Genomic DNA, 20,177 nt, shown 5'->3' with positions numbered 1-20,177 from the left:
GACACCGAAGAAAAGACATGGAGTGGGCTCTACCTGATGAGACCGGACACCTTGCTATCGCGTCCGCTCGATCAACCCGCCCGCCTCCGCGATAAGCGCCATATTCGCCATCCCCAGAAACAAGCCGTGCTCCACCACTCCCACAATCGAGTCCAGCTTCTCTGCCATTGCGGCAGGGTCATCGATCAGCAACCCCGAGCAATCCAGAATCAGATTCCCCTCATCTGTGATGTAGTTCGAGCCGTCCGGCTGCGTTCTGATCCTGGGCGTAAACCCAAGCTCGCGTAGCTCGCGGCTCACCAGCGGCTCTGCCATCTGGATCACCTCGACCGGCAGCGGGAACTTACCCAGCTTCTCCACCTGCTTCGAGCCGTCCGCGACGATCACAAACTGCTTCGAAGCGCTCGCGACAATCTTCTCCCGCAGCAGCTTGCCTCCACCGCCCTTGATAAGCGCCAGTCCGGGAGCCACCTCATCAGCGCCATCCACCGTCAGGTCAAGGCTCTCCACCTCGTCGAAACTCGTGAACGGAATCCCGTAGCTGCGGCCCAGCTTTTCGCTGTCATCGGAGCTGGCAATGGCGCGGATCTTTAGTCCTCCAGTACGAACCTTCTCACCCAGCAGCTTGATCCACAGCGTCGCCGTCGAACCGGATCCCAACCCCACCGTCATACCCGGCTTCACCAGTTCCAGGGCTCGTTCTGCTGCCTGCTGTTTCAGCTGCGTCTGTTGGTCCATTCCAGGCTCCTCCTCATCCATTCTTCCATCCTCCGGCTCGGCGTCGGAACCTATTCCCCTCAAAATTTCCGGCGTGCCCGCGAAGCAACATCCCCTTCACCCCGCGCCTCCTACCTGTCATGAACCGCAGAAGCTCCCTCGCCAACCCGGAGCAGCTTCCGCCAACCTCGAAGGAGGAGGGCCTGCTTCAGATCATCATCGAAACACCTCGCGGAAGCCGAAACAAATACTCCTTCGACAGCGCCCAGAATATCTTCTCGCTCAAGAAGGTCCTTCCTCTGGGAATGGTCTTCCCCTATGACTTCGGATTCCTCCCCCAGACCATGGCCGAAGACGGCGGTCCGCTCGACGCTCTTGTCCTCATGGATGAACCGGCGGTTCCCGGCTGCCTGGTACAGGCGCGGCTCATCGGTGTGGTCGAAGCAGAACAGCGTGAGGGGAAGAAACGCGTCCGCAACGACTGGCTCCTGACCGTCGCCGCCGCAACCCACCTCTACGCTCCGGTGCTCCATTACAAGGACCTTCCTCCGGGCTTCCTCCATCAGCTGCAGGAGTTCTTCGCCAACTATCACCGGCTCGAGGGGAAAGAGTACGAGATACTCGGCTGCAAAGGCCCCGCAGGCGCCTCACAACTCATCCGCAAGCTGCGGAATTCGCCGTGACCCGATGGCTTGCCAAGGCCAGCCCTTGTCAAGCGCGGAAACCCGTAAACCACTGATCCACATACACATATATCTGCCGATTCATCCATGCCCACCTGCTAAGCTGAAAGAGCAGGGTAGGAAAGAACTTAGGCCCAGACGCGAGGTGTCACTCGCTCCCGCTTGAGGCTCACGCGCGACCCTGGTAACCGCCTGCCACTAGGTCCGGACCTAAGTCGAATGTTTCGAAGATTTGCGCAAAACAGGGGGAGTACCCCCCGCCCCGTTCCGCTAGGGCGATGGAGGCGACCCTATGGTAGCCTTCCTGTTAGGGGTGGCATCGTTGACGGCAACCTCGAACCCCGTTTATGGATGTGACCCCTAAAAGAATCTGGCTGCCGCTGCTCTCCGTAGCCTGTATCTTTCTTGCGCCGCCGCAGTTCGGAATTGCTCAGACTGCAGCTCCCAACGCCGTGATCGGCTCGACCGACCTGCCTGAAGCTCCCCAGCCACAGAACCAGCAGAAGCCCAGCCAGATGACGCTGCTCCCGCGCGACCAGCGATCTGAGGACATCACCCTCGCCGGAACCCCGAAGCGCCTCCTCGAAGACCAGAAGGCCATCTGGACCAGTCCTGCCCACCTCAAACCCTCGGATGGAATCTGGCTCGCTCCTCTCGGAATCGCCACGGGACTCTTGATCGGAAGCGATCATCACACGATGACGGAGCTGGTCCATGTGACTCCTGACGGCCAGAACAAGGCCAACACCCTTTCAAACGGCACCCTCGTCGGCATCGCAGCCGTTCCGGCGACCTCCTATCTCTGGAGCCTCTTCAATCACGCGCCGCAGGCTCACGAGACCGGCCTGCTCGCCGGCGAAGCAGCCCTCGACGCCTACGCAGTCAACGAAGCCCTCAAGATCACCTTTCGCCGAGACCGCCCGCTCGAGAACAACGCGCAGGGCAAGTTCTTCAACTCTTCCTGGAACAACGGCTCCTTCCCGTCCAATCACTCCATCCTCGCCTGGTCGATGGCCTCGGTCGTCGCCTCCGAGTACCCCGGCTGGCTGAGTAAAACGGCCGTCTATGGACTGGCCTCCACTGTCAGCGTGAGCCGTGTTCTCTCCGAGCAGCACTTTCCCTCCGACGTCCTCGTCGGAAGCGTCGCCGGCTGGCTGATCGGTCGTTACGTCTATCGTGCCCATCACAACTACACGCTGAACCCGTACGATTCTCCGCCGCCGCTGCCTCGCAACTACGTCGCCGCAAATACCGGCTCCTCATCATCCTCTGCACAGCTTGCGGCGCCACCTCCGCCACCGCAGTTCGCCCTGCCGCCGGACCCCATCGAGCACCGTCCGCCGGCTCCATTCGACGCCGATCCAGACACAATCGGATCCACGAACGTTCCCATGGACAGCTGGATCTACCCGGCGCTTGAGAGGCTCGCCGCCCTCGGTCTGATTCCTACACAGAACGTCGGCATCCGTCCCTGGACCAGGCAGGAGTGCCTGCGTCAGCTGCATCAGGCAGAGGAGATCGCCGACCGGATGAGCACCTCGGACCCAGGCATGGTCAAGGAGGCTCGTCGGCTGATGGACGACCTCGATAAAGAGCTCTCGAAGGAGTCGAGCTCTTACCAGGAACTAGCGCTCGAGTCTGCCTATGCTCGCTACGGCACTATCGCAGGTCCCGCGCTCAATGACAGCTTCCACTTCGGCCAGACCTGGTGGAACGACTTCGGTCGTCCGCAGGGAAGGGGTTCGAACGCGATCGCGGGCTTCTCGGCCCGAGCCCATTATGGGCGCCTCTTCTTCTATGCCCGGGAGGAGATGCAGCACGGCCCCGGCAACCCGGGCCAAACAGAGCAGATGAATCAGTTCATCAATCAGCTGGACGGAACGAGACCCGGAATCACGCCACTGATCCCAATCGTCCCGCAACGGGCAGCTTTCGAGAGACAGCGACCGCTCGAGCTCTACGGCGGCATCGCGTTTGCCGGCAATTCGCTGTCATTCGGAAAGCAGCAGCTTTACTGGGGCCCGACTACGATGGGGCCGCTCGCCTTCTCAAGCAATGCGGAGCCCACTTACAACGCCCGCTTTGTCTCCACGCGACCGCACCCATTGCCCCTGATTCCGTCTCTGGGGACGTATCGTTTCGACATCGTCCTCGGCAAGCTGTCCGGTCATTCTCTTCCGGCTCGGCCGTGGTTCAACGGACAGAAGATATCGCTCAACCTCGGCAATAACCTCGAACTTGCCTTCACGCGCTGGTCGGTCTTCTGGGGTGTAGGACACCCGATTACCTTCCACACCTTCAAACAGAATCTCTTCAGCTTCAATTCGACGGGCACCTTCGTCTATGGCGATCGTGAAGATCCCGGCGACCGTAAGAGCAACTTCGACTTCCGTTACCGGCTCCCTTTCATGCAGAAGCTGGTCACGTTGTACGCAGATGCCTACTCCGATGACGACCCCAGCCCTATAGCGGCTCCGCGCCGTGCGGTCTGGAATCCTGGCATCTACTTCGCGAGGCTGCCGTGGCTCCCGCATATGGATCTTCGGATAGAGGCCGTAAGCTCCCAGGGATTGGCCACCGATTTCGGAGGAAATCACTTCTTCCAGAACAATCAATATCTGGACAGCAACACAAATAAAGGATTTCTCCTGGGCAATGCGGTCGGGCGTGATGGGCGGGCGATCGAAGGGCGGAGCGGCTACTGGTTCTCAAGCCGGACAAGAGTGGAAGGCGGCTATCGTCAGAATAAGGTCAGTCACGTTTATCTTCCTGGCGGAGGCACCATCAGTGATGGCTTTATCAACGGTTCCTACGCTATCACCCGGAACTGGACGGCGCAGATCTTCACGCAGTACGAGCGCTTTCTGATTCCGTCATATACTGCCGGGTCCCAGCACAACACAAGCGCATGGCTTCAATTGACCTGGACTCCGGACCTAAACATCCGCCGTTAGCGGCTCGGGGCCGAACACTCTAGAGAGATTCGAGTAATCTCGAAGCGGTTTTTTCGCTGCAGGCTTCCCAACTGTAATGTGCACTCTGTCTCAGACCAGACTCTCGGAGTTGCACCCGAAGTGCGGGCTCTTGAGCGATTTGGAGCAGGCGCTCCGAGATCTCGTCCTCCCCCAGAGGATCGAAATAGAGTGCGGCATCACCGCACACCTCCGGCAGCGATGCCGCGCGGGATACGACAGCGGGAACACCGGCCGCCATCGCCTCAAGCGGTGGCAGACCGAAGCCCTCATAGAGAGAGGGCATAATCAAGGCATCGGCGTGCCCTACAAGCGACAGCAGATCTGCCTGAGGCACCGATCCCGTCATCTCAACACGCGGTCCGGCAGCACGTATCTGATCGAAGAATTCCTTCGATTCTCCTGTGAGCATTCCCTCTTTCTGGCCCACTATGACCAGATCATGAGGAATGGCGTGCTGCACGTTCTGAAAAGCTCTCACCAGACGTGAGATGTTTTTGTTCGGCTTAACATTCCCCACGCAGATGAAATAGGGCTTCGGCCGAATTGCAGGTAGTTCCGCTGCTTCACGCCACTCAGGGGCCACACCTAAATGGATGGAGATGATGTTGTCGCTTCGTCTGCCCTTCGTGAGCCGGAGAAGCTCGTTTTTCGTAAAGTCAGAGACCGTAAAGATGGTGGATGCACGTTTACGGACAGCACGAAACATCATCTTAGCGTAGAGATATTTCTTCCTGTCAGAGATAATCTCCGGCAGGGTGAGATGAGCCAGATCATGGACCGTTACGGCGATTTTGCCGCGAAAAAACAGCGGGATTGTGTAGTAGGGAGAAAAGAACAGGTCAGTTTCAGAAGGTATCGCCAGGGGAAGCTGGATCTGTTCGGCTATCGAGTACCTTCCGGCCTTGCAGTCGATCAATCGAAGATTGGCGGATCTGCTCCAGGGGAACTCTTCGATTCGGGTCGCATCTCCTAAGCCCACGATGGAGACATCGGACAGCCGCTCGACAATTCCAGGCATTATGCCTTTGATGTACACGCCAACGCCGGAAGCATCAATCCAGCGCAAATCGATGCAAAGAGTCTTCATAGCTCATTATCGCTTGTGGAGGTTTCGCTCTATTGCGGGGACGGGTAGACTAGCGCTGCAATGTGCCCGTCGCTGTTTGAAATGGATATCATTAGACCTAGGCAGGGAGTGCGAGTAGAAGGATGACATCAACACCAAAGGTAGCCTGCGTTCTTGTGAACTGGAATGGCTGGCAGGACACAGTTGATTGTCTCGATGCTCTCAAGCTCAACGACTACCCTAATCTGAAGATCATTGTCGTGGATAACGGTTCCACGAACGATTCAGTGAGCAGGATCAGAGCATCTCATCCGGACATTTTATTGCTTGAGAGCTCAAAGAATCTGGGCTTCGCGGGCGGCAACAATATCGGGATGCGCTATGCGCTGTCTGATAAAGCGGAGTACATCTGGCTGTTGAATAATGATACAAAGCCTGCGCAGGATTCCCTTTCCAGGTTGGTCGCAAAGGCGCGGACGGATCCCAAGATTGCCGCTGTGGCATCGGTCTGCTACTACGCCGATAATCCATCTACCGTGCAGGTATGGGCAGGCGCGAAGGTCAATCTGTGGATTGGATATGCCCGAAACTTCACTGAACCACAGAGTGATCAATCGCTTGACGCACTCTATGGAGCAAGCATGCTGATAGCTCGACCAGCTCTCGAGCAAGTGGGCCTATTGGACGAAGGATTTTTCCATTATTGGGAAGAGACTGAGTTCTCGGTGCGCTTGCGCAATGCAGGCTGGCGGCTCGCTGCAGCCCCCGAATCCCGGATTCTACACAAGGTGGGCGCCAGCACAGGCGGATACAATCCTGTCCTCGACCGGTACTTCACAACGTCGGGGCTTAGAATTCTTCGCCTTCATTCGAAGATTCCTCACTTTGCGATGCTTTGGTTTTTGACTGTGCGGCTGGCCACGCGCGCGGTTCGATTCAAGGTGACGCAGTGCAGATCAGTCTATGCAGGCGTGCAGGATTATCTTCGGTCTCTGCCGATCCAGTTGAAGATACGCTAGCAGGGGCACGCCAGCGCGCCCACATCCTTCTAGTCGCGTGCCGCAACAATACTTCGAAGATCATGGTCGTCGGTGTATATCCCTCTCTTCGGAGACGGAGCTATACCTCCAGACCGCCCGTGCCAAGTACCTGGTAACTGTAACCTCCGAAGCGGACGCTTTTCATGTTCGCCAAGGGTTCCGAAATTGATTAACATGAGCCAAGATGGGAGAGCAGAGAGTGAGTCCCCCTCCAAGCGTGAACTCAGTATTCAGAGGACAAAAAGATCAAAGACGAGTGGACACGCTTAAAGAAGCTTTCGCCGCAGATTGCCGAATGGTATGTGGCAGGATTGTTCTTTCTGTACGGCGTTATTCTGCTGGTACATAAGGCCGCTCCGTCGCTTACAGATTACAGCGATTGGATCTATCAAGGAGTTCTGCTGCGAAATCACATCCTTGGCATACCGGATCCGTGGCACATCCTGAAGGCGTATCCCGTACCTAACACTTTGACGACGGTTGGAATAGCCGGACTTGCCTTGTTATTCCAATGGCAGATCGCAGCAAAGCTGTGGCTCTGCGCGCTTTTATTCCTCTCGTTTCTGTCTGCTGGCCGCATGATACGGGCTGTCGAGAACACTGCCGTCTTATGGCTGATCCTTCCCTCGTCCCTATTTCTTAACGTAAATCTCTGGTACGGATTTATAAATTTCCAGTTCGGTCTTTGCTGGCTTCTTTTTATCGCTTGCTTCCTAATGAACGAGGATAAGCATGACTGGATACTGGGACTTCTATTAGTACTGTGCTTCTTCTCGCACATGATTCCGTTCGCTTTGGCTTGCCTGCTCGTTTTCTTATATGCGGTGCAATTCCGACGACTGCGACTGCTTTGGCAGCTAGTTCCTGGGATACTCTTGAGCGCTTGGTATGTCGTTGGCAGGTTCTACCTGGAGAACAACGCCGACGGACAAGCTGGCATGGTCTCCGCAGTTCGGACTTACTCCGCGGCATTCTGGGCTTACAAGGTTAATTCTTACCTCAAGTCTTTCGGGTTCATTAATCCGGTGACCTCCGATGGCTCCATCGCACTTCATCAGTTCGGTACAGGCATCTTTCTCGCCCTGCATCTCCTGAACCTTATTTTGTGCGGAGTGATTGGATTAGGTTTAGCGGTAGCAATGATCTCGGGATTTCGCGATGGAACGAAAGAGAGATTTGTGTGGGTAGCCGGCTCGCTCTTCTTTGTACTTTTTCTCCTCGTCCCCGGAACGGCGCTCGGCATATCCGATCCGGGCTCGAGGCTTCTTCAGGCTGTGCTCGCAGTAACCGCCTTCCTGGGCATCTCGAAGGGCAATCCCCCTGCGTTCGCAAGGCGCACCGCAGTAGTGTGCGCCCTCTGTCTTCAGGCGAGTGCGCTTGTTCTATTCTCATGTGCTGTGTTCACGCCTGATGTCAAGGGGACAACAGCCGAGCATCTGCCCACATCAGTTCTACTTTTCGCGCACGTTCCTATCCATGTGGAAGATGAAGCCCTTAGAGCGCTCGAGATGGGAGATATGAAGTTACAGATCTTTCCAACGGCTTTATTCTTGAACAGACCGAACTCGAATAGTCCAGCTTCGCCTTCGAGTCCTGCCGATGAGCCACATCCATATGCACGGTAACCTTTCAGAAATGGCTGCGGTAAGAGTTCGCTTCGAAAGCGGGAGAACACTCTAACTCGATGCCAACGATTGTCGGAACCATCTTTCTGTGTTTTGCGGTGTTTTTCTTCCTGTTTCGACAGGATCGCCTCTTTGGGCTCCTGATTATCGCCAGTATCTTCCAGGGATCTGCCGCGTTGAAGTTTGGAACACGAGGACTTCAGTCGTTTTTCATCATCGAGATGCTGATCGTGCTGCGTTCGATAGGAAATCTACTATTGAGGCCCCGCCAAAGAGAACCACTGCCCGAAGGATTTTGGCTGTTGCTCTTTGGAGGAATCTCGATAGCTTCGGCTTTTATTGGGCCATTCCTCTTCGCCGGGATGCCGATCTACGATCCTTTGCAGGGAATCGATCTGGGTGCGCTCATACGTCCTCCTCTTCACTTTGGAGGGACGAATGTGACACAGGTTGCCTATCTTTCGTTGCACCTGGCGACCGCTTACGCCTTGATGACAATCCCTTATTCTGAGAAAAAGACTTCTAAGGCTTATCTCATAGCTTTCTATTTATTGGCGCTTTGTGTATTCGTACAGGCGTTTTGTCGCGTCACAGGTATACCTTTTCCGGATTCAGTGGTTCGCAACAGCCCAGACCTGATGGATCTCATGAGTTCCCCTGGTCTGTTACGCAAACCGGGACCATTTATGGAACCATCCTTCGCAGGTGCATGTCTTGCCTTGTACTCTATCGGTTTTCTAACGGAGTATCTCGAAGGAAAGGGCAAAGCTTTCAGGGTGATGGTTGCTATTGCGGCAAGTGTCGCCGTCACATCGACTGGTTCCCTATTCACGTTAGCTATCTTCGCGGCTATCTTACTGTCTCGCTATTTCCCCATCAGGTTTCCGTGGTATGTCAATATCAAAAAAGGGAAGCGAGTCCTGGCATTGGCGAGTCTCTGTCTCGTGCCGATCGTCTTGGCATTGCCTTTACTCCTGAACTATCAACAGGTACTGCTACAACTGACTGTCTCCAAAGGGGAGTCAGGCTCGTTCATCAACCGAACAACCTCCGATATTTATGCACTCGGCATCCTGGTTCATACCTATGGAATTGGCGTCGGCCTGGGAAGCAATCGGCCTTCCAGTCTCGTGACTTTTCTGCTGAGCAATGTGGGGATTGCCGGTTTCCTGGCCTTCGCAATCTATTACTTACGACTCTTTTCCGGATTATCCCAAACGAAGCGGTGGCTATTCTGGGCAGGCGCAGCGTTGCTATTCAACATGTGCGTCGATGTGCCCGACGTCACATTTCCCATATTGTGGATGGCCATATTCCTCGCTGCTCAAACCCGCCGCATGGAAAGGAAACAGTTGTTGGGTGTGAAGCCAATGGCAAGCGATGGACGGGTGCTGAGCCCATCTGCATAGGCTCAGCACTTTCATCTACAGGGGATCTGCTAAATTTTCACCCAACGCTTTTCCAGCGCATCATAGCGACGTATGGGCCTTGCAGGAACTCCCGCGACGAGTGTAAAGGGGGGGACGTCCATCGTGACAACGGCGTTGGCTCCTGCCACACTGCCTTCGCCGATGGTGACACCAGGGCACACTACTGCGCCGTCGCCCAGCCATACGTTAGATCCAATGACGACAGGCCGGTCTCGCTCAAGAGGGCGTCGAGCAGGTGGCAGAGTGGGCGATGCGGTATTCCTGGTGAAGCTGCCATGATTGTGGTCGGTGATAATCACCTTGCTGCCGATCAGAACACCATCTCCGATCGTGACGGAATGGGTGCAGGCAATATGACTCCAATGGCTGATGGAGACGTTCTGACCAATCTGGATCTTCGGCGTAAAGCTCTCATCGCCGTACCGGTTAATCGCCTCGAGCCAAAGACCGTCCCCGGCGAAGAAGTTTTCTCCAAGAGAGATATAACTTAGGCCTCTGAGGTGGGCTCTCGGACCAATGGAGAGATGCCGCACGTGTAATTTACGCTTTAGAAAGCGGTTGCGGAGGTAATGGAGCGGTCGCGTTACCAGAACGGTAGAGAAGACGTAGAAACCATTCTCTCTATAAAAGGAAGTAATCTTTCCGAACATCCGGCTACGCCGCTCCGATGCCAATCATGGCTCCTTCTGGGAGGAGCGGGTTCTGGACCAATGATTGCAATGATATAGGGGAATTATCCAGCGAAGACTGCTCGGTCTTCAGGTTGGACCCCCGCAGGCTTTTCCGATGTCTGCCCGGTTTGTTACTGTGAGAATATAACACTTGTGACTCGGTTCGATGAATCCTTGGGAACGCTGAATCAAAACGAGGAAGAGACAATCTCTGTGGTTACTGAGCCTAGGGAAGAGGAAGAGATTTCCCTGATGGAGCTTCTGATCGTCATTGTACAGGGGCGTCGGTTCATCCTGAAGGCAACACTGGCAGCCATCTTGCTAGGGGTTGTTATCTCCTTGATTCTTCCGGTTCACTATCTGGCAACTACCGCGATACTTCCTCCTCAAGGCGGCAGTTCTGTTGGTGCTGCACTCATGTCGCAACTCGGAAACCTGGGTTCGGTTGCGTCTCTTGCGGGCGGCAGCCTCGGACTAAAGAATCCGAATGATCTTCAGGTAGCAATCCTTAAGAGTCGGACGATCGAAGATGCGATGGTAGATCGCTTTAATCTGATATCGCTCTACAAGGTAAAGTACCGCGCCGAGGCGAGGAAGAAACTCGAGAGCGACGTTGATATCGATAATGGAGCGAAAGATGGGCTCATCCGTATCTCCGTCACAGACAGCGACCCCCATCGCGCGGCCGAGATAGCCAACGCATACGTTGACGAATATAAGAAGCGAACTGCAAGCCTTGCGGTCACAGAGGCATCGCAGCGACGCATGTTCTTCGAACAGCAGTTGGCGCAGGCGAAGGATAATCTCGCCAAGGCAGAAGAAGACCTGAAGAAGACCGAACAGAAGACCGGCGTCATCTCGCTGGATGCTCAGGCCCGAGCCGCCATCCAGCTTGTTGCTGATCTGCGAGCGCAGATTGCCGCAAAGGAAGCGCAGATTGCAGCCCTGCGTTCCTACGCTACAGCTGAGAATCCTGGAATTCAGATCGCCGAACAGGAATTAGCCGGCCTGCGGGCACAGGAACAAAAGATGGCAGCCAGTTCGGGAAATGCCACAAAAGCATTCGTTCCTCAGGGCAGTATGCAGGAGGCCGGCATCGAGTACGTCCGGAAGCTGCGAGATGTCAAATACTACGAGACCATCTTCGACCTGCTGGCGAGGCAATATGAGGTTGCCAAGGTGGATGAAGCTCGCCAGGGAGCAATTGTGCAGGTGGTGGACCCAGCCGTCGTACCCGAGCGCAAGTCGTTTCCAAAGCGCTCGTTGATCGTGCTTGGATTCGCGATCCTCGGCCTGATCGGCAGTACCTTTTGGGTCATGATCAAAGAGAAGTTACGGCACCTATCCAGTAGCCCCGTCGAAGGCCCGCAGTTGGATGCGTTGAAACAGGTCTGGAGACGGAACAAATCCGTTCGTGCAGAGGCAAACAGGTGACAGGGCAAGACGAGTCGGAGGCCTCTCTCACCACCGCACCTAGCGTCCCCGTCCATCCAGTGAAGCGATGGCTCAAGGATGTAGTTGGGCTTGATTGGGCAATCATCTTCACGGTTCTCGCTCGTGTATGGCAAAGCGCCGCGGGCCTGGTCACCATAGCGTTAATTGCCCATCTGCTCTCTCCTGCAGAGCAGGGCTACTACTACACATTCTTCAGTCTGGTTGCCCTACAGGTCGTCTTCGAACTTGGATTCTCTTTCGTGATTCAACAGATGGCGAGCCACGAGAGCGCCGCACTAAAGATTTCATCGGACTACAAGATCCATGGCGATCCTGTAGCTCACGCGCGTCTGGCATCTGTACTGCAGAAGTCGGTGCGCTGGTATTCGATCGCCGCTGGCTTTTTGGGACTCTTCCTTATCTCAGCTGGTCTGTACTTCTTCTCGAACCATCAATATGGAAGTTCCGTCGTGAACTGGAAGGCTCCGTGGTGCTGCGTAGCTCTTGCTGCGACACTGACCTTCCAAATTGATCCCGTTCTAGCCTTCCTGGAAGGATGCGGATATGTCGCGAAAGTGGCCCGCCTGAGACTGGCTCAAGCTGCAGTGGGGAGCCTGCTGGCCTGGTCGGCTCTCATAACGCATCATGGGCTCTTCGCACCCGCGATGATGATCGTAGGGACCGCATCGACGGCCATCGTCTGGCTGTATGGAAAACGGACTCTTCTGCTTGGACTGCTTCGCCATAACCCGGACGAACACCGGATCGAGTGGGCAAAAGAGGTTTGGCCCTTTCAGTGGAAGATCGCCGTCAGCTGGATCTCGGGATACTTCATCTTCCAGCTGTTCAATCCGGTGGTATTTGCTTATCGCGGAGCTGTTATGGCTGGCCAGATGGGCATGTCTCTCAACATAGCCACGGCGCTCCAGACGGTCGCCGTTGCGTGGGTGAACACGAAATCTGCCCCGTTCGGAACCATGATCGCCCGGAAGCAGTACGGCCAACTCGACCACGCTTTCTTCCGCTCCGTGAAGCAGGCTTTGCTGGTCTGCATGCTGGGAATTGTCACGATCATGACAGGCATCCTCTGGCTCAATCACCGGGAGATTCCTTTCGCACATCGGCTACTTTCACCTCTGCCCGTAGGACTGCTTCTGACCGCGGTGGCCGTCAACATCGTCGTCTTCTCCGAGGCTCTCTATCTCCGCGCCCATAAGCAGGAGAAGTTTTTGCTGAACTCGATTCTCACTGCTTGTTTCGTCGGCGCATCTACGGTTCTCTTTGGACGGATTTATGGGCCCGTGGGAATTATCACTGGATACCTGATCGTCGTGGTTGTTATCAGCTTGGGACAAGGAACCTATACCTTTTTGAAATATCGCAGGATTTGGCACGCGGAGTGAATACCTTACTTACGATCGCAATCCCTACCTATAATCGCAGCCGATACATCTGCCGTTTGCTGGATTCACTGTTGCCTCAACTGGAAGCGATCCGAAACAACTTCGCGATCGAGTTGCTGGTCTCGGACAACGCTTCAACCGACGATACAGAATCGGCGCTAGCAGCATATCGAAGCCGTGGTCTAGCGTTTCGCTATGTTCGCAATCCATCCAATCTTGGAGCCGATGCGAACATCCTACAGTGTTTTGAGCTAGCTACGGGTCAATACGTGTGGATCGTCGGAGATGACGACATCATTCTGGCCGGGGCTCTGGCTCAGGTCGTAAGCCTCCTCAAGCGTGAGGACCTGGATATCGTGCATCTGCGCGCGAAGCTTCTGATTGACGACACGCCACAGCCCGAGCGGGCCGCTCCCCTTCATATCAGCGTGACCGAAGATGCGAAGACCTTCACGCTTGAATGTCATGTCGATCTGACTTTCATCAGCGGCAACATCGTAAATAAAGAACGAGTTCTATCCCTGCCTCACGCACCCTTTCACGAACTGATTGGGACGAACCTGGTTCAGCTAGGCTGGACCTATACTCTTCTGCGCCAATTCAGAAGAGGAGCATATATCTCACAGCCAATCGTTGCCGCAGGCGCGGATGCTCGGGGCGGATATGCCTTGTTCAAGGTCTTTGGCGCTAATTTGAAATCGATTAGCGAGAAATGGCTGGCCAGGCCTGAATTGACTCGGATTATTCTCAACGGAACTCTCCAGATTTTTTTCCTGCCATTCGTCCTCAATGCTGGGCGCGGCGAAGAGGCTTTTCTGGATGAGAAATATGAAGAGCTTCTTTCCTCGCTCTTCTCAGATAATTATCGATATCACCTGTTCGTCTACCCGTTGATTAAATTGCCGCCCAGTCTGGGCTACATCTGGTTTATTCTTTGCCGTGTCATCAATCGCATCAATCGAGCCATGGGGAATCCGATGCTTCGCTGAACCTGACAGGAGCGGCGGTCAGATATTTCCGTGCGATCTTTAGATCATTTAAAATTCTCTGCGTCTGCAGTACATAGAGTCATTGACAGGCACTAGAACCTTGAAAAGGATTACATGAAGGCCGTTATTCTTGCAGGAGGACTGGGTACAAGAATCAGTGAAGAGACATCCGTCCGTCCGAAGCCGATGGTGGAGATAGGTGGACGTCCCATCCTTTGGCACATTCTCAAGATCTATTCCCATTATGGGATCAACGATTTTGTTGTTTGTCTGGGCTACAAGGGGTACATCATTAAGGAGTTCTTCGCGAACTACTTCCTGCACACAGCAGACGTGACCTTCCACATGGACCAGAACCGGATGGAAGTTCATGACAGCATGGCCGAACCTTGGCGCGTGACCTTGATTGACACGGGCGATGCGACTCAGACCGGGGGCCGTCTCAAGCGAGTCAAAAAGTACGTGGAGAAGGAAGACGCATTTTGCCTTACGTATGGGGACGGATTATCGGATATAAATATTGCCGATTCCATCGAATTTCACTGCCGTCACAACGAACTTGCGACCATGAGCGCGGTCCAGCCGGCAGGGAGATGGGGATCCCTCGATATGGTTGACACGAAGATCACGTCGTTTCGCGAAAAGCCGGCGGGCGATGGCGCCTGGATCAACGGAGGCTTCTTTGTCCTTTCGCCCAAGGTTCTGGACTACATTCAAGGCGATGAGACGATCTGGGAACGGGAGCCCCTGGAGCGCCTTGCAAAAGAAGGCAATCTCAACGCCTATCTGCATTCCGGCTTCTGGCAACCGATGGACACACTTCGCGACAAAAAACATCTCGAGGAACTCTGGGAAAGTGGTACTCCGCCGTGGAAGAAATGGTGAATGCGGTCTCGGAATCCGTATGGAAGGGCCGTCGCGTATTCCTTACGGGACACACAGGCTTCAAGGGAAGCTGGCTGACTCTCTGGCTGCATAAGATGGGGGCGACGGTCTGTGGATATTCCCTGGCGCCTCCAAGTTCTCCTAATCTTTTTCAGGTCGCCCGGATCGGTGAGTTGATAGAGCATGTGGAAGGAGATGTCTGCGACCAGCAGAAACTCCAAGCCGTCATGCGAAACTTTGCTCCTGACGTTGTTCTTCACCTGGCTGCTCAGTCTCTTGTCCGACGCTCCTACGAGGAGCCTGTATTGACGTATGCGACAAATGTAATGGGGACAGTCAATGTTCTTGAAAGCATTCGCAATACCAAGTCTGTGAAGGCAGCAGTGATGGTTACGACTGACAAATGCTATGAGAACCGTGAATGGCATTGGGGTTATCGCGAGAATGATCGACTTGGTGGTCACGACCCATACAGCAACAGCAAAGCCTGCGCCGAGTTGGTAAGCGCATCGTATCGCGACTCCTTCTTTCCACCTGCCAAACTGGGATCCCATGGTGTCGCAGTTGCAACCGCGAGAGCAGGCAACGTAATTGGAGGCGGTGATTGGGCCTGTGATCGACTGATCCCCGACCTGATGCGTGGATTCGTTGCCAAAGAAGACGTTCTGATCCGGAATCCCGAAGCAATACGTCCATGGCAGCACGTGCTTGAACCCCTCCGGGGTTATCTCCAACTTGCGGAGAAGCTGCTCCTGGAAGATGCAGATTTTGCTTCTGCATGGAACTTTGGTCCAGCAGAAGAAGATGCTCGGCCTGTGAAATGGATTGTCGAGGAGATCGCCCGGCAGTGGTCACCCACTGCGTCGTGGACGATAGACGAGCGCCCGCATCCTCATGAGGCGACTTATTTAAAGCTCGACTGCGCACGAGCCAGGAATCTGCTTGGATGGAGCCCTGCGCTCAGCCTCTCAGACGCCCTACGACTCATCGTAGAATGGTATAAGCACTGGCAGACCGGGGCCGACATGCGGCAGATCACCCTCGACCAGATCGAAGCCTATCAACAGCTTAGTAGCTCACGCAGATAGGCGACAGGAGTTAGGAATGCAATCGACGGTTGAGAAAAAGGGAGAGCAACTCGACTCCGAGCGTCAGGCGACGCCACCTGGGAACGACAAGCCCCGTCAGGAGTACCTGCGCGAGCAGATCCGAGAACTGGTCACCCAGTATCACGCAGAGGCCTTTCCCAAGGGTGAATTTGTTGGTGGAAACACCGCGGTACCAGTGTCCGGTAAAGTCTTCGACGCTGAGGATATCCAGCACGCCGTAGATGCCTCTCTTGATTTCTGGCTGACAACGGGTCGCTTCGCCGACCAGTTTGAGCGCGAGTTCGCTCGCATGATGGGAGTTCGCGATGCCCGCCTGGTGAACTCGGGATCCTCCGCGAATCTGGTCGCTCTCTCCGCGCTGACCTCCCCATCGTTGGGAGACCGCGCCCTGAAACCTGGGGATGAAGTCATTACTGTCGCTGCGGGTTTTCCAACAACCGTTAATCCAGCCATCCAGAACAACCTGACACCGGTTTTCGTTGACGTTCAACTGGATACCTACGATATCGATTGTTCGCAGCTTGAGTCCGCCGTCTCAGAGAAGACACGTGCGGTGATGATCGCCCACACGCTGGGCAATCCTTTCGATCTCGATGCGGTCACCGCATTCTGCAAAAAACATGATCTCTGGCTCGTTGAAGACTGCTGTGACGCCGTTGGTGCTACCTATCGAGGGCGGGGTGTCGGCACGTTCGGAGATATCTCCACGGTCAGCTTTTACCCGGCGCACCATATCACCACGGGAGAGGGCGGCGCAGTGATGACTCAAAAGCCTGCGCTCACCAAGCTCATTGAGTCCTTCCGCGACTGGGGCCGTGACTGCTGGTGCGCGCCGGGCAAAGATAATACCTGTGGCAAGCGATTCGAGTGGGAACTCGGAGAGCTTCCCTGTGGTTACGATCACAAATATATCTACTCCCATATCGGCTATAACCTGAAGCTGTCGGACATGCAGGCCGCAGTAGGCGTATCGCAGCTGAAGAAACTTCCCGGATTCATTGCGGCTCGGCGGGAAAACTTCAAGCGCCTGTATGAAGGACTCTCGCCGCTGCAGGAGTTCTTTTCCCTGCCCAAGGCGACGCCGGGATCCGATCCCAGCTGGTTCGGCTTCCCCATTGCGGTGAAACCTGAGGGCGGGCTAAAACGAGATCAAGTCATCCGAGCGCTGGATCAACGGAAGATTGGGACCCGCTTATTGTTCGCCGGCAATCTGCTGCGACAGCCGGCCTATCTCAATGCCAAATATCGCAAAATTGGTGATCTGCCCAATACGGATTATGTAATGAATAACGTGTTCTGGATTGGTGTCTATCCGGGATTAACTGAGGAGATGATTGATTTCATCATCCAGTCATTCCACGAAATCGCTGACGACAGGCTGCGAGTCCTCTAAGAATGAGCACTGCTGTTTTGACGAGTTCCACAACCTCATCTTTTCGAAATCACGTATGAAGTGTCTTGTTACAGGAGCAACGGGTTTCATTGGTTCTTTTCTTGTCCGCAAGCTCCTGGCCGATGGACATCAGGTCCATGCAGTCATTCGTAACCCTAGGCCTGAAAGCACCTGGCGCATCGCGGATAAACTCTCTGAAATCGGCGTTTTGACGGCAGATCTGAGTAAATCCGATCTCCACCAGGTTTTTCCTGACCTTAAACCGGATGCCGTTTTCCATCTGGCGTGGGATGGCGTGGGATCTGCAACGAGAGACTCTCCGCAACAATTGGTCCAGAACGTCAACACGACATTGCAGATGCTGGACTTCTGCCGGCTTACCCAGTGCCCGGTCTTTGTGGGGCTCGGCTCTCAGGCTGAGTATGGCATCGCAACCGGGGCGCTAAGCGAAGATTCCCCCTGCACCCCTGTAACTGCATACGGAGTTGCGAAACACGCACTGTCTCTTCTCGTAAACAAATTTGGACAGGTCACCGCTACCCGGGTTTTATGGTTTCGACTTTTCTCGGCATACGGTCCGATGGATGATCCACATCACCTTATCCCGTTGCTGGTGAAGATGCTGCTGGCCGGCAAAGCTCCTTCACTGACGCGGTGCGAGCAAAGATGGGACTATCTCTATGTAACCGATGCTGTCGATGCTCTCGTCTCGGCGGCAACATCATCGGCCACAGGCATCTTCAATCTTGGATCGGGTAACGCTCAGCCTTTGCTCGAAACTGTAGAGTCAGCTCGCGACCTTGTAGATCCGACATTGCAGATCGGTTTTGGGGATATTCCATACCGCCCCGATCAGGTAATGCATCTTGAGGCTGACATCACTCGTCTGCGTGAGGCGACAGGTTGGCAACCGCGAGTTGGACTCGAAGAAGGCTTGCGCGCGACCGTCGCCTGGTACAAGGAAAATCAATGACCCAACAAGCTGATCTTGGCCTCGTTGCGAAAAGATTGCGAGCTCATGCGGTTCGCATGGTTCATCACTCCAAGGCGTCCCATCTGGGGAGCTGCCTGTCGATGGCAGATATCCTCGCGGCGCTCTACTGGCGAGTGCTCCAGATTCGCCCGGAAGAGCCGGAGTGGAATCAACGTGACAGGTTCATTCTCAGCAAAGGTCATGGAGCGGCCATTCTCTATGCCACACTCGCAGAGCGGGGATTCTTTCCACTTCCGGAGTTGTCGTCCTATTGCGAAGCGGGAGCCCGCTTGACCGGTCACGTCACCAGCGGAGTTCCTGGCGTGGAGCTTTCCTCGGGTTCGTTGGGACATGGATTGCCTGTAGGATGCGGCCTCGCCTTAGCCGCAAAGCGAGAGGGCAGCCGCAGCCGCACCTTTGTTCTTGTAAGCGATGGCGAACTCGACGAAGGTTCCAACTGGGAGGCAATCTTATTTGCGCCTCAGCACCTGCTCGATAATCTGACGCTGATCGTCGACTATAACAAGATCCAGAGCTTTGGACGCGTGGAGGAGATCCTCGAACTGGAGCCGTTAGCCGACAAATTTAAAGCCTTTCGCTGGGCCGTTCGTGAAGTGGACGGGCACAATCTCGATGAGATCGTAGACACCTTCGCCTCTCTTCCGCTCGAACGGAACAGACCCAGTGTCATCATTGCTCACACCGTAAAGGGAAAAGGAATCAGCTTCATGGAAGACAACCTCGCATGGCATTACAAATCACCTTCCGATGAACAGGTTCTGATGGCAATGAAGGAGCTGGGAGTTGCTGAATGAGGACAGCATTCATCGAGCAGCTTTGTGAATTGGCCGAGCAGGATAGTCGAATCTGGCTCGTGTGTGGCGATCTCGGCTATTCCGTCCTTGAAGCCTTCTCCAGTCGCTTTCCCGAACGCTATCTGAACGCAGGTGTGGCGGAACAGAATATGACTGGCATTGCCGCTGGGCTTGCGCTTGCAGGGAAGACGGTCTTCACCTATTCGATCGCGAACTTCCCAGTCATGCGGTGCCTGGAACAGATCCGCAATGATGTTTGTTATCACAATCTCAACGTCAAGGTTGTGTCCGTCGGTGGCGGACTCGCCTATGGGAGTCACGGCTACACACATCACGGTGTTGAAGATCTCGCGGTGATGTCCGTTATGCCGAATATGACCGTTGTGGCTCCTGGGGACCCGATTGAAGCGCGCGCGGCGACAACCGAGTTGGCAAGGAATCACGGCCCTGCCTATCTCAGGCTTGGCAAAGCTGGCGAACCGATACTCCATCAGCACAAGATTGAGTTCGAGCTAGGGAAGGCAATTCAGATTCAGGATGGCAATCAGCTTACTTTGATTGCCACAGGTGGAATGCTGGGAACCGCCATCGAAGCCTCCCGCGAACTTGCGTCCAAAGGCCACTCGGTGCGTCTGCTCAGCATGCCCACACTCGTCCCCATAGATGCGGAAGCCATTCGTCAAGCTGCTGTTGAGACACGCACAATCATTACGATCGAAGAGCACGGCGTCGGCGGTCTTGGAACGAAAACAGCAGAGATTCTCGCCCAGATGGGCATGGCAATTCGATTTCGCCCGCTGCGTCTGCAGCCCTCTCCTATAAAAGTTGCAGGCTCGCAGGTCCAGCTCCGAGAGTCGCAGGGACTTAGCGTGAGCGGTATCGTCGCTGCATCAGAAGAGCTGCTGCGGTAGCCGTCCGATCTCGCATGTCCAATTAGCAGAAACGAGCCACTCGGCCTCGACGAAAACA

At 55.0% G+C, this 20,177-nt stretch carries 17 protein-coding genes and 1 pseudogene; 15 read left to right on the top strand and 3 right to left on the bottom strand.

Features of this window, described 5'->3' with window-relative positions; translation table 11 throughout:
- Positions 1 to 54 precede the first annotated feature (54 nt).
- On the bottom strand, positions 55 to 738 hold the full coding sequence (gene rpiA, locus JAO29_RS16240; protein ID WP_334269299.1) for a ribose-5-phosphate isomerase RpiA: 684 nt from the start codon (positions 736 to 738) through the stop codon (positions 55 to 57).
- 119 nt (positions 739 to 857) lie between these two features.
- On the opposite strand from rpiA, the gene JAO29_RS16235 reads away from it, so the two are divergent.
- Positions 858 to 1,400: an inorganic diphosphatase gene (locus JAO29_RS16235; protein WP_334269298.1), complete on the top strand. Its 543-nt coding sequence runs from the start codon at positions 858 to 860 to the stop codon at positions 1,398 to 1,400.
- 347 nt (positions 1,401 to 1,747) lie between these two features.
- Positions 1,748 to 4,354 (top strand): capsule assembly Wzi family protein, encoded by a 2,607-nt coding sequence (locus tag JAO29_RS16230; protein ID WP_334269297.1) that lies wholly within the window; start codon positions 1,748 to 1,750, stop codon positions 4,352 to 4,354.
- A 19-nt stretch (positions 4,355 to 4,373) separates the two neighbouring features.
- Here JAO29_RS16230 and JAO29_RS16225 read toward each other — a convergent pair whose 3' ends face one another.
- The gene (locus tag JAO29_RS16225; protein WP_334269296.1) at positions 4,374 to 5,462 is read right to left on the bottom strand and encodes a glycosyltransferase family 4 protein; all 1,089 of its coding nucleotides are present in this window, start codon (positions 5,460 to 5,462) and stop codon (positions 4,374 to 4,376) included.
- A 122-nt stretch (positions 5,463 to 5,584) separates the two neighbouring features.
- Here JAO29_RS16225 and JAO29_RS16220 point away from each other — a divergent pair, with 122 nt between their 5' ends.
- From JAO29_RS16220 to JAO29_RS16210, 3 genes are all read left to right on the top strand, one after another.
- The gene (locus JAO29_RS16220) at positions 5,585 to 6,460 is read left to right on the top strand and encodes a glycosyltransferase family 2 protein (RefSeq protein ID WP_334269295.1); all 876 of its coding nucleotides are present in this window, start codon (positions 5,585 to 5,587) and stop codon (positions 6,458 to 6,460) included.
- An 896-nt stretch (positions 6,461 to 7,356) separates the two neighbouring features.
- Positions 7,357 to 8,106, top strand: a complete 750-nt coding sequence (locus JAO29_RS16215) for a hypothetical protein (RefSeq protein ID WP_334269294.1) — start codon at positions 7,357 to 7,359, stop codon at positions 8,104 to 8,106.
- A 59-nt stretch (positions 8,107 to 8,165) separates the two neighbouring features.
- Positions 8,166 to 9,515 carry a hypothetical protein gene (locus JAO29_RS16210; RefSeq protein ID WP_334269293.1) on the top strand — a complete coding sequence of 450 codons (1,350 nt, stop codon included), beginning with the start codon at positions 8,166 to 8,168 and terminating at the stop codon, positions 9,513 to 9,515.
- A 29-nt stretch (positions 9,516 to 9,544) separates the two neighbouring features.
- Here JAO29_RS16210 and JAO29_RS16205 read toward each other — a convergent pair whose 3' ends face one another.
- Positions 9,545 to 10,186 carry a DapH/DapD/GlmU-related protein gene (locus tag JAO29_RS16205; RefSeq protein WP_334269292.1) on the bottom strand — a complete coding sequence of 214 codons (642 nt, stop codon included), beginning with the start codon at positions 10,184 to 10,186 and terminating at the stop codon, positions 9,545 to 9,547.
- Between the two features lie 174 nt (positions 10,187 to 10,360).
- Here JAO29_RS16205 and JAO29_RS16200 point away from each other — a divergent pair, with 174 nt between their 5' ends.
- The 10 genes and pseudogenes from JAO29_RS16200 to JAO29_RS16160 all read left to right on the top strand — a co-directional run bounded on the left by JAO29_RS16200 (position 10,361) and on the right by JAO29_RS16160 (position 20,119).
- Positions 10,361 to 11,641, top strand: a complete 1,281-nt coding sequence (locus JAO29_RS16200; protein ID WP_334269291.1) for a GumC family protein — start codon at positions 10,361 to 10,363, stop codon at positions 11,639 to 11,641.
- Complete coding sequence (locus JAO29_RS16195; protein WP_334269290.1) at positions 11,638 to 13,044, top strand: lipopolysaccharide biosynthesis protein; 1,407 nt, start codon at positions 11,638 to 11,640, stop codon at positions 13,042 to 13,044. Before JAO29_RS16200 ends, JAO29_RS16195 begins: the two co-directional genes overlap by 4 nt.
- A pseudogene (locus JAO29_RS23580) lies at positions 13,041 to 13,361 on the top strand (glycosyltransferase family 2 protein); the annotation flags it as partial. The gene JAO29_RS16195 and the pseudogene JAO29_RS23580, both read left to right, overlap by 4 nt.
- Positions 13,362 to 13,400: 39 nt before the next feature.
- Positions 13,401 to 14,033, top strand: a complete 633-nt coding sequence (locus JAO29_RS16190) for a hypothetical protein (protein WP_334269289.1) — start codon at positions 13,401 to 13,403, stop codon at positions 14,031 to 14,033.
- Positions 14,034 to 14,147: 114 nt separating this feature from the next.
- Entirely contained in the window at positions 14,148 to 14,918 is a 771-nt protein-coding gene (rfbF, locus tag JAO29_RS16185) for a glucose-1-phosphate cytidylyltransferase (protein ID WP_334269288.1), read from the top strand.
- A complete protein-coding gene (gene rfbG / locus JAO29_RS16180; protein WP_334269287.1) occupies positions 14,912 to 16,006 on the top strand; it encodes a CDP-glucose 4,6-dehydratase in 1,095 nt (364 codons plus the stop codon). The genes rfbF and rfbG overlap by 7 nt, the downstream gene beginning before the upstream one ends.
- Before the next feature lie 16 nt (positions 16,007 to 16,022).
- Positions 16,023 to 17,420 carry a lipopolysaccharide biosynthesis protein RfbH gene (rfbH, locus tag JAO29_RS16175; protein WP_334269286.1) on the top strand — a complete coding sequence of 466 codons (1,398 nt, stop codon included), beginning with the start codon at positions 16,023 to 16,025 and terminating at the stop codon, positions 17,418 to 17,420.
- Between the two features lie 55 nt (positions 17,421 to 17,475).
- Positions 17,476 to 18,393: an NAD-dependent epimerase/dehydratase family protein gene (locus tag JAO29_RS16170; protein ID WP_334269285.1), complete on the top strand. Its 918-nt coding sequence runs from the start codon at positions 17,476 to 17,478 to the stop codon at positions 18,391 to 18,393.
- Positions 18,390 to 19,208 carry a transketolase gene (locus tag JAO29_RS16165; protein ID WP_334269284.1) on the top strand — a complete coding sequence of 273 codons (819 nt, stop codon included), beginning with the start codon at positions 18,390 to 18,392 and terminating at the stop codon, positions 19,206 to 19,208. The genes JAO29_RS16170 and JAO29_RS16165 overlap by 4 nt, the downstream gene beginning before the upstream one ends.
- Complete coding sequence (locus tag JAO29_RS16160) at positions 19,205 to 20,119, top strand: transketolase family protein (protein WP_334269283.1); 915 nt, start codon at positions 19,205 to 19,207, stop codon at positions 20,117 to 20,119. Before JAO29_RS16165 ends, JAO29_RS16160 begins: the two co-directional genes overlap by 4 nt.
- The last annotated feature ends 58 nt before the right edge of the window (positions 20,120 to 20,177 follow it).

The sequence above is a fragment of the Edaphobacter sp. HDX4 genome (assembly GCF_036877565.1).
In the GTDB taxonomy this organism is placed as follows: domain Bacteria; phylum Acidobacteriota; class Terriglobia; order Terriglobales; family Acidobacteriaceae; genus Edaphobacter.
Note: the sequence above shows the minus strand (reverse complement) of the source record. Positions and strands in the feature narration are given on the sequence as shown.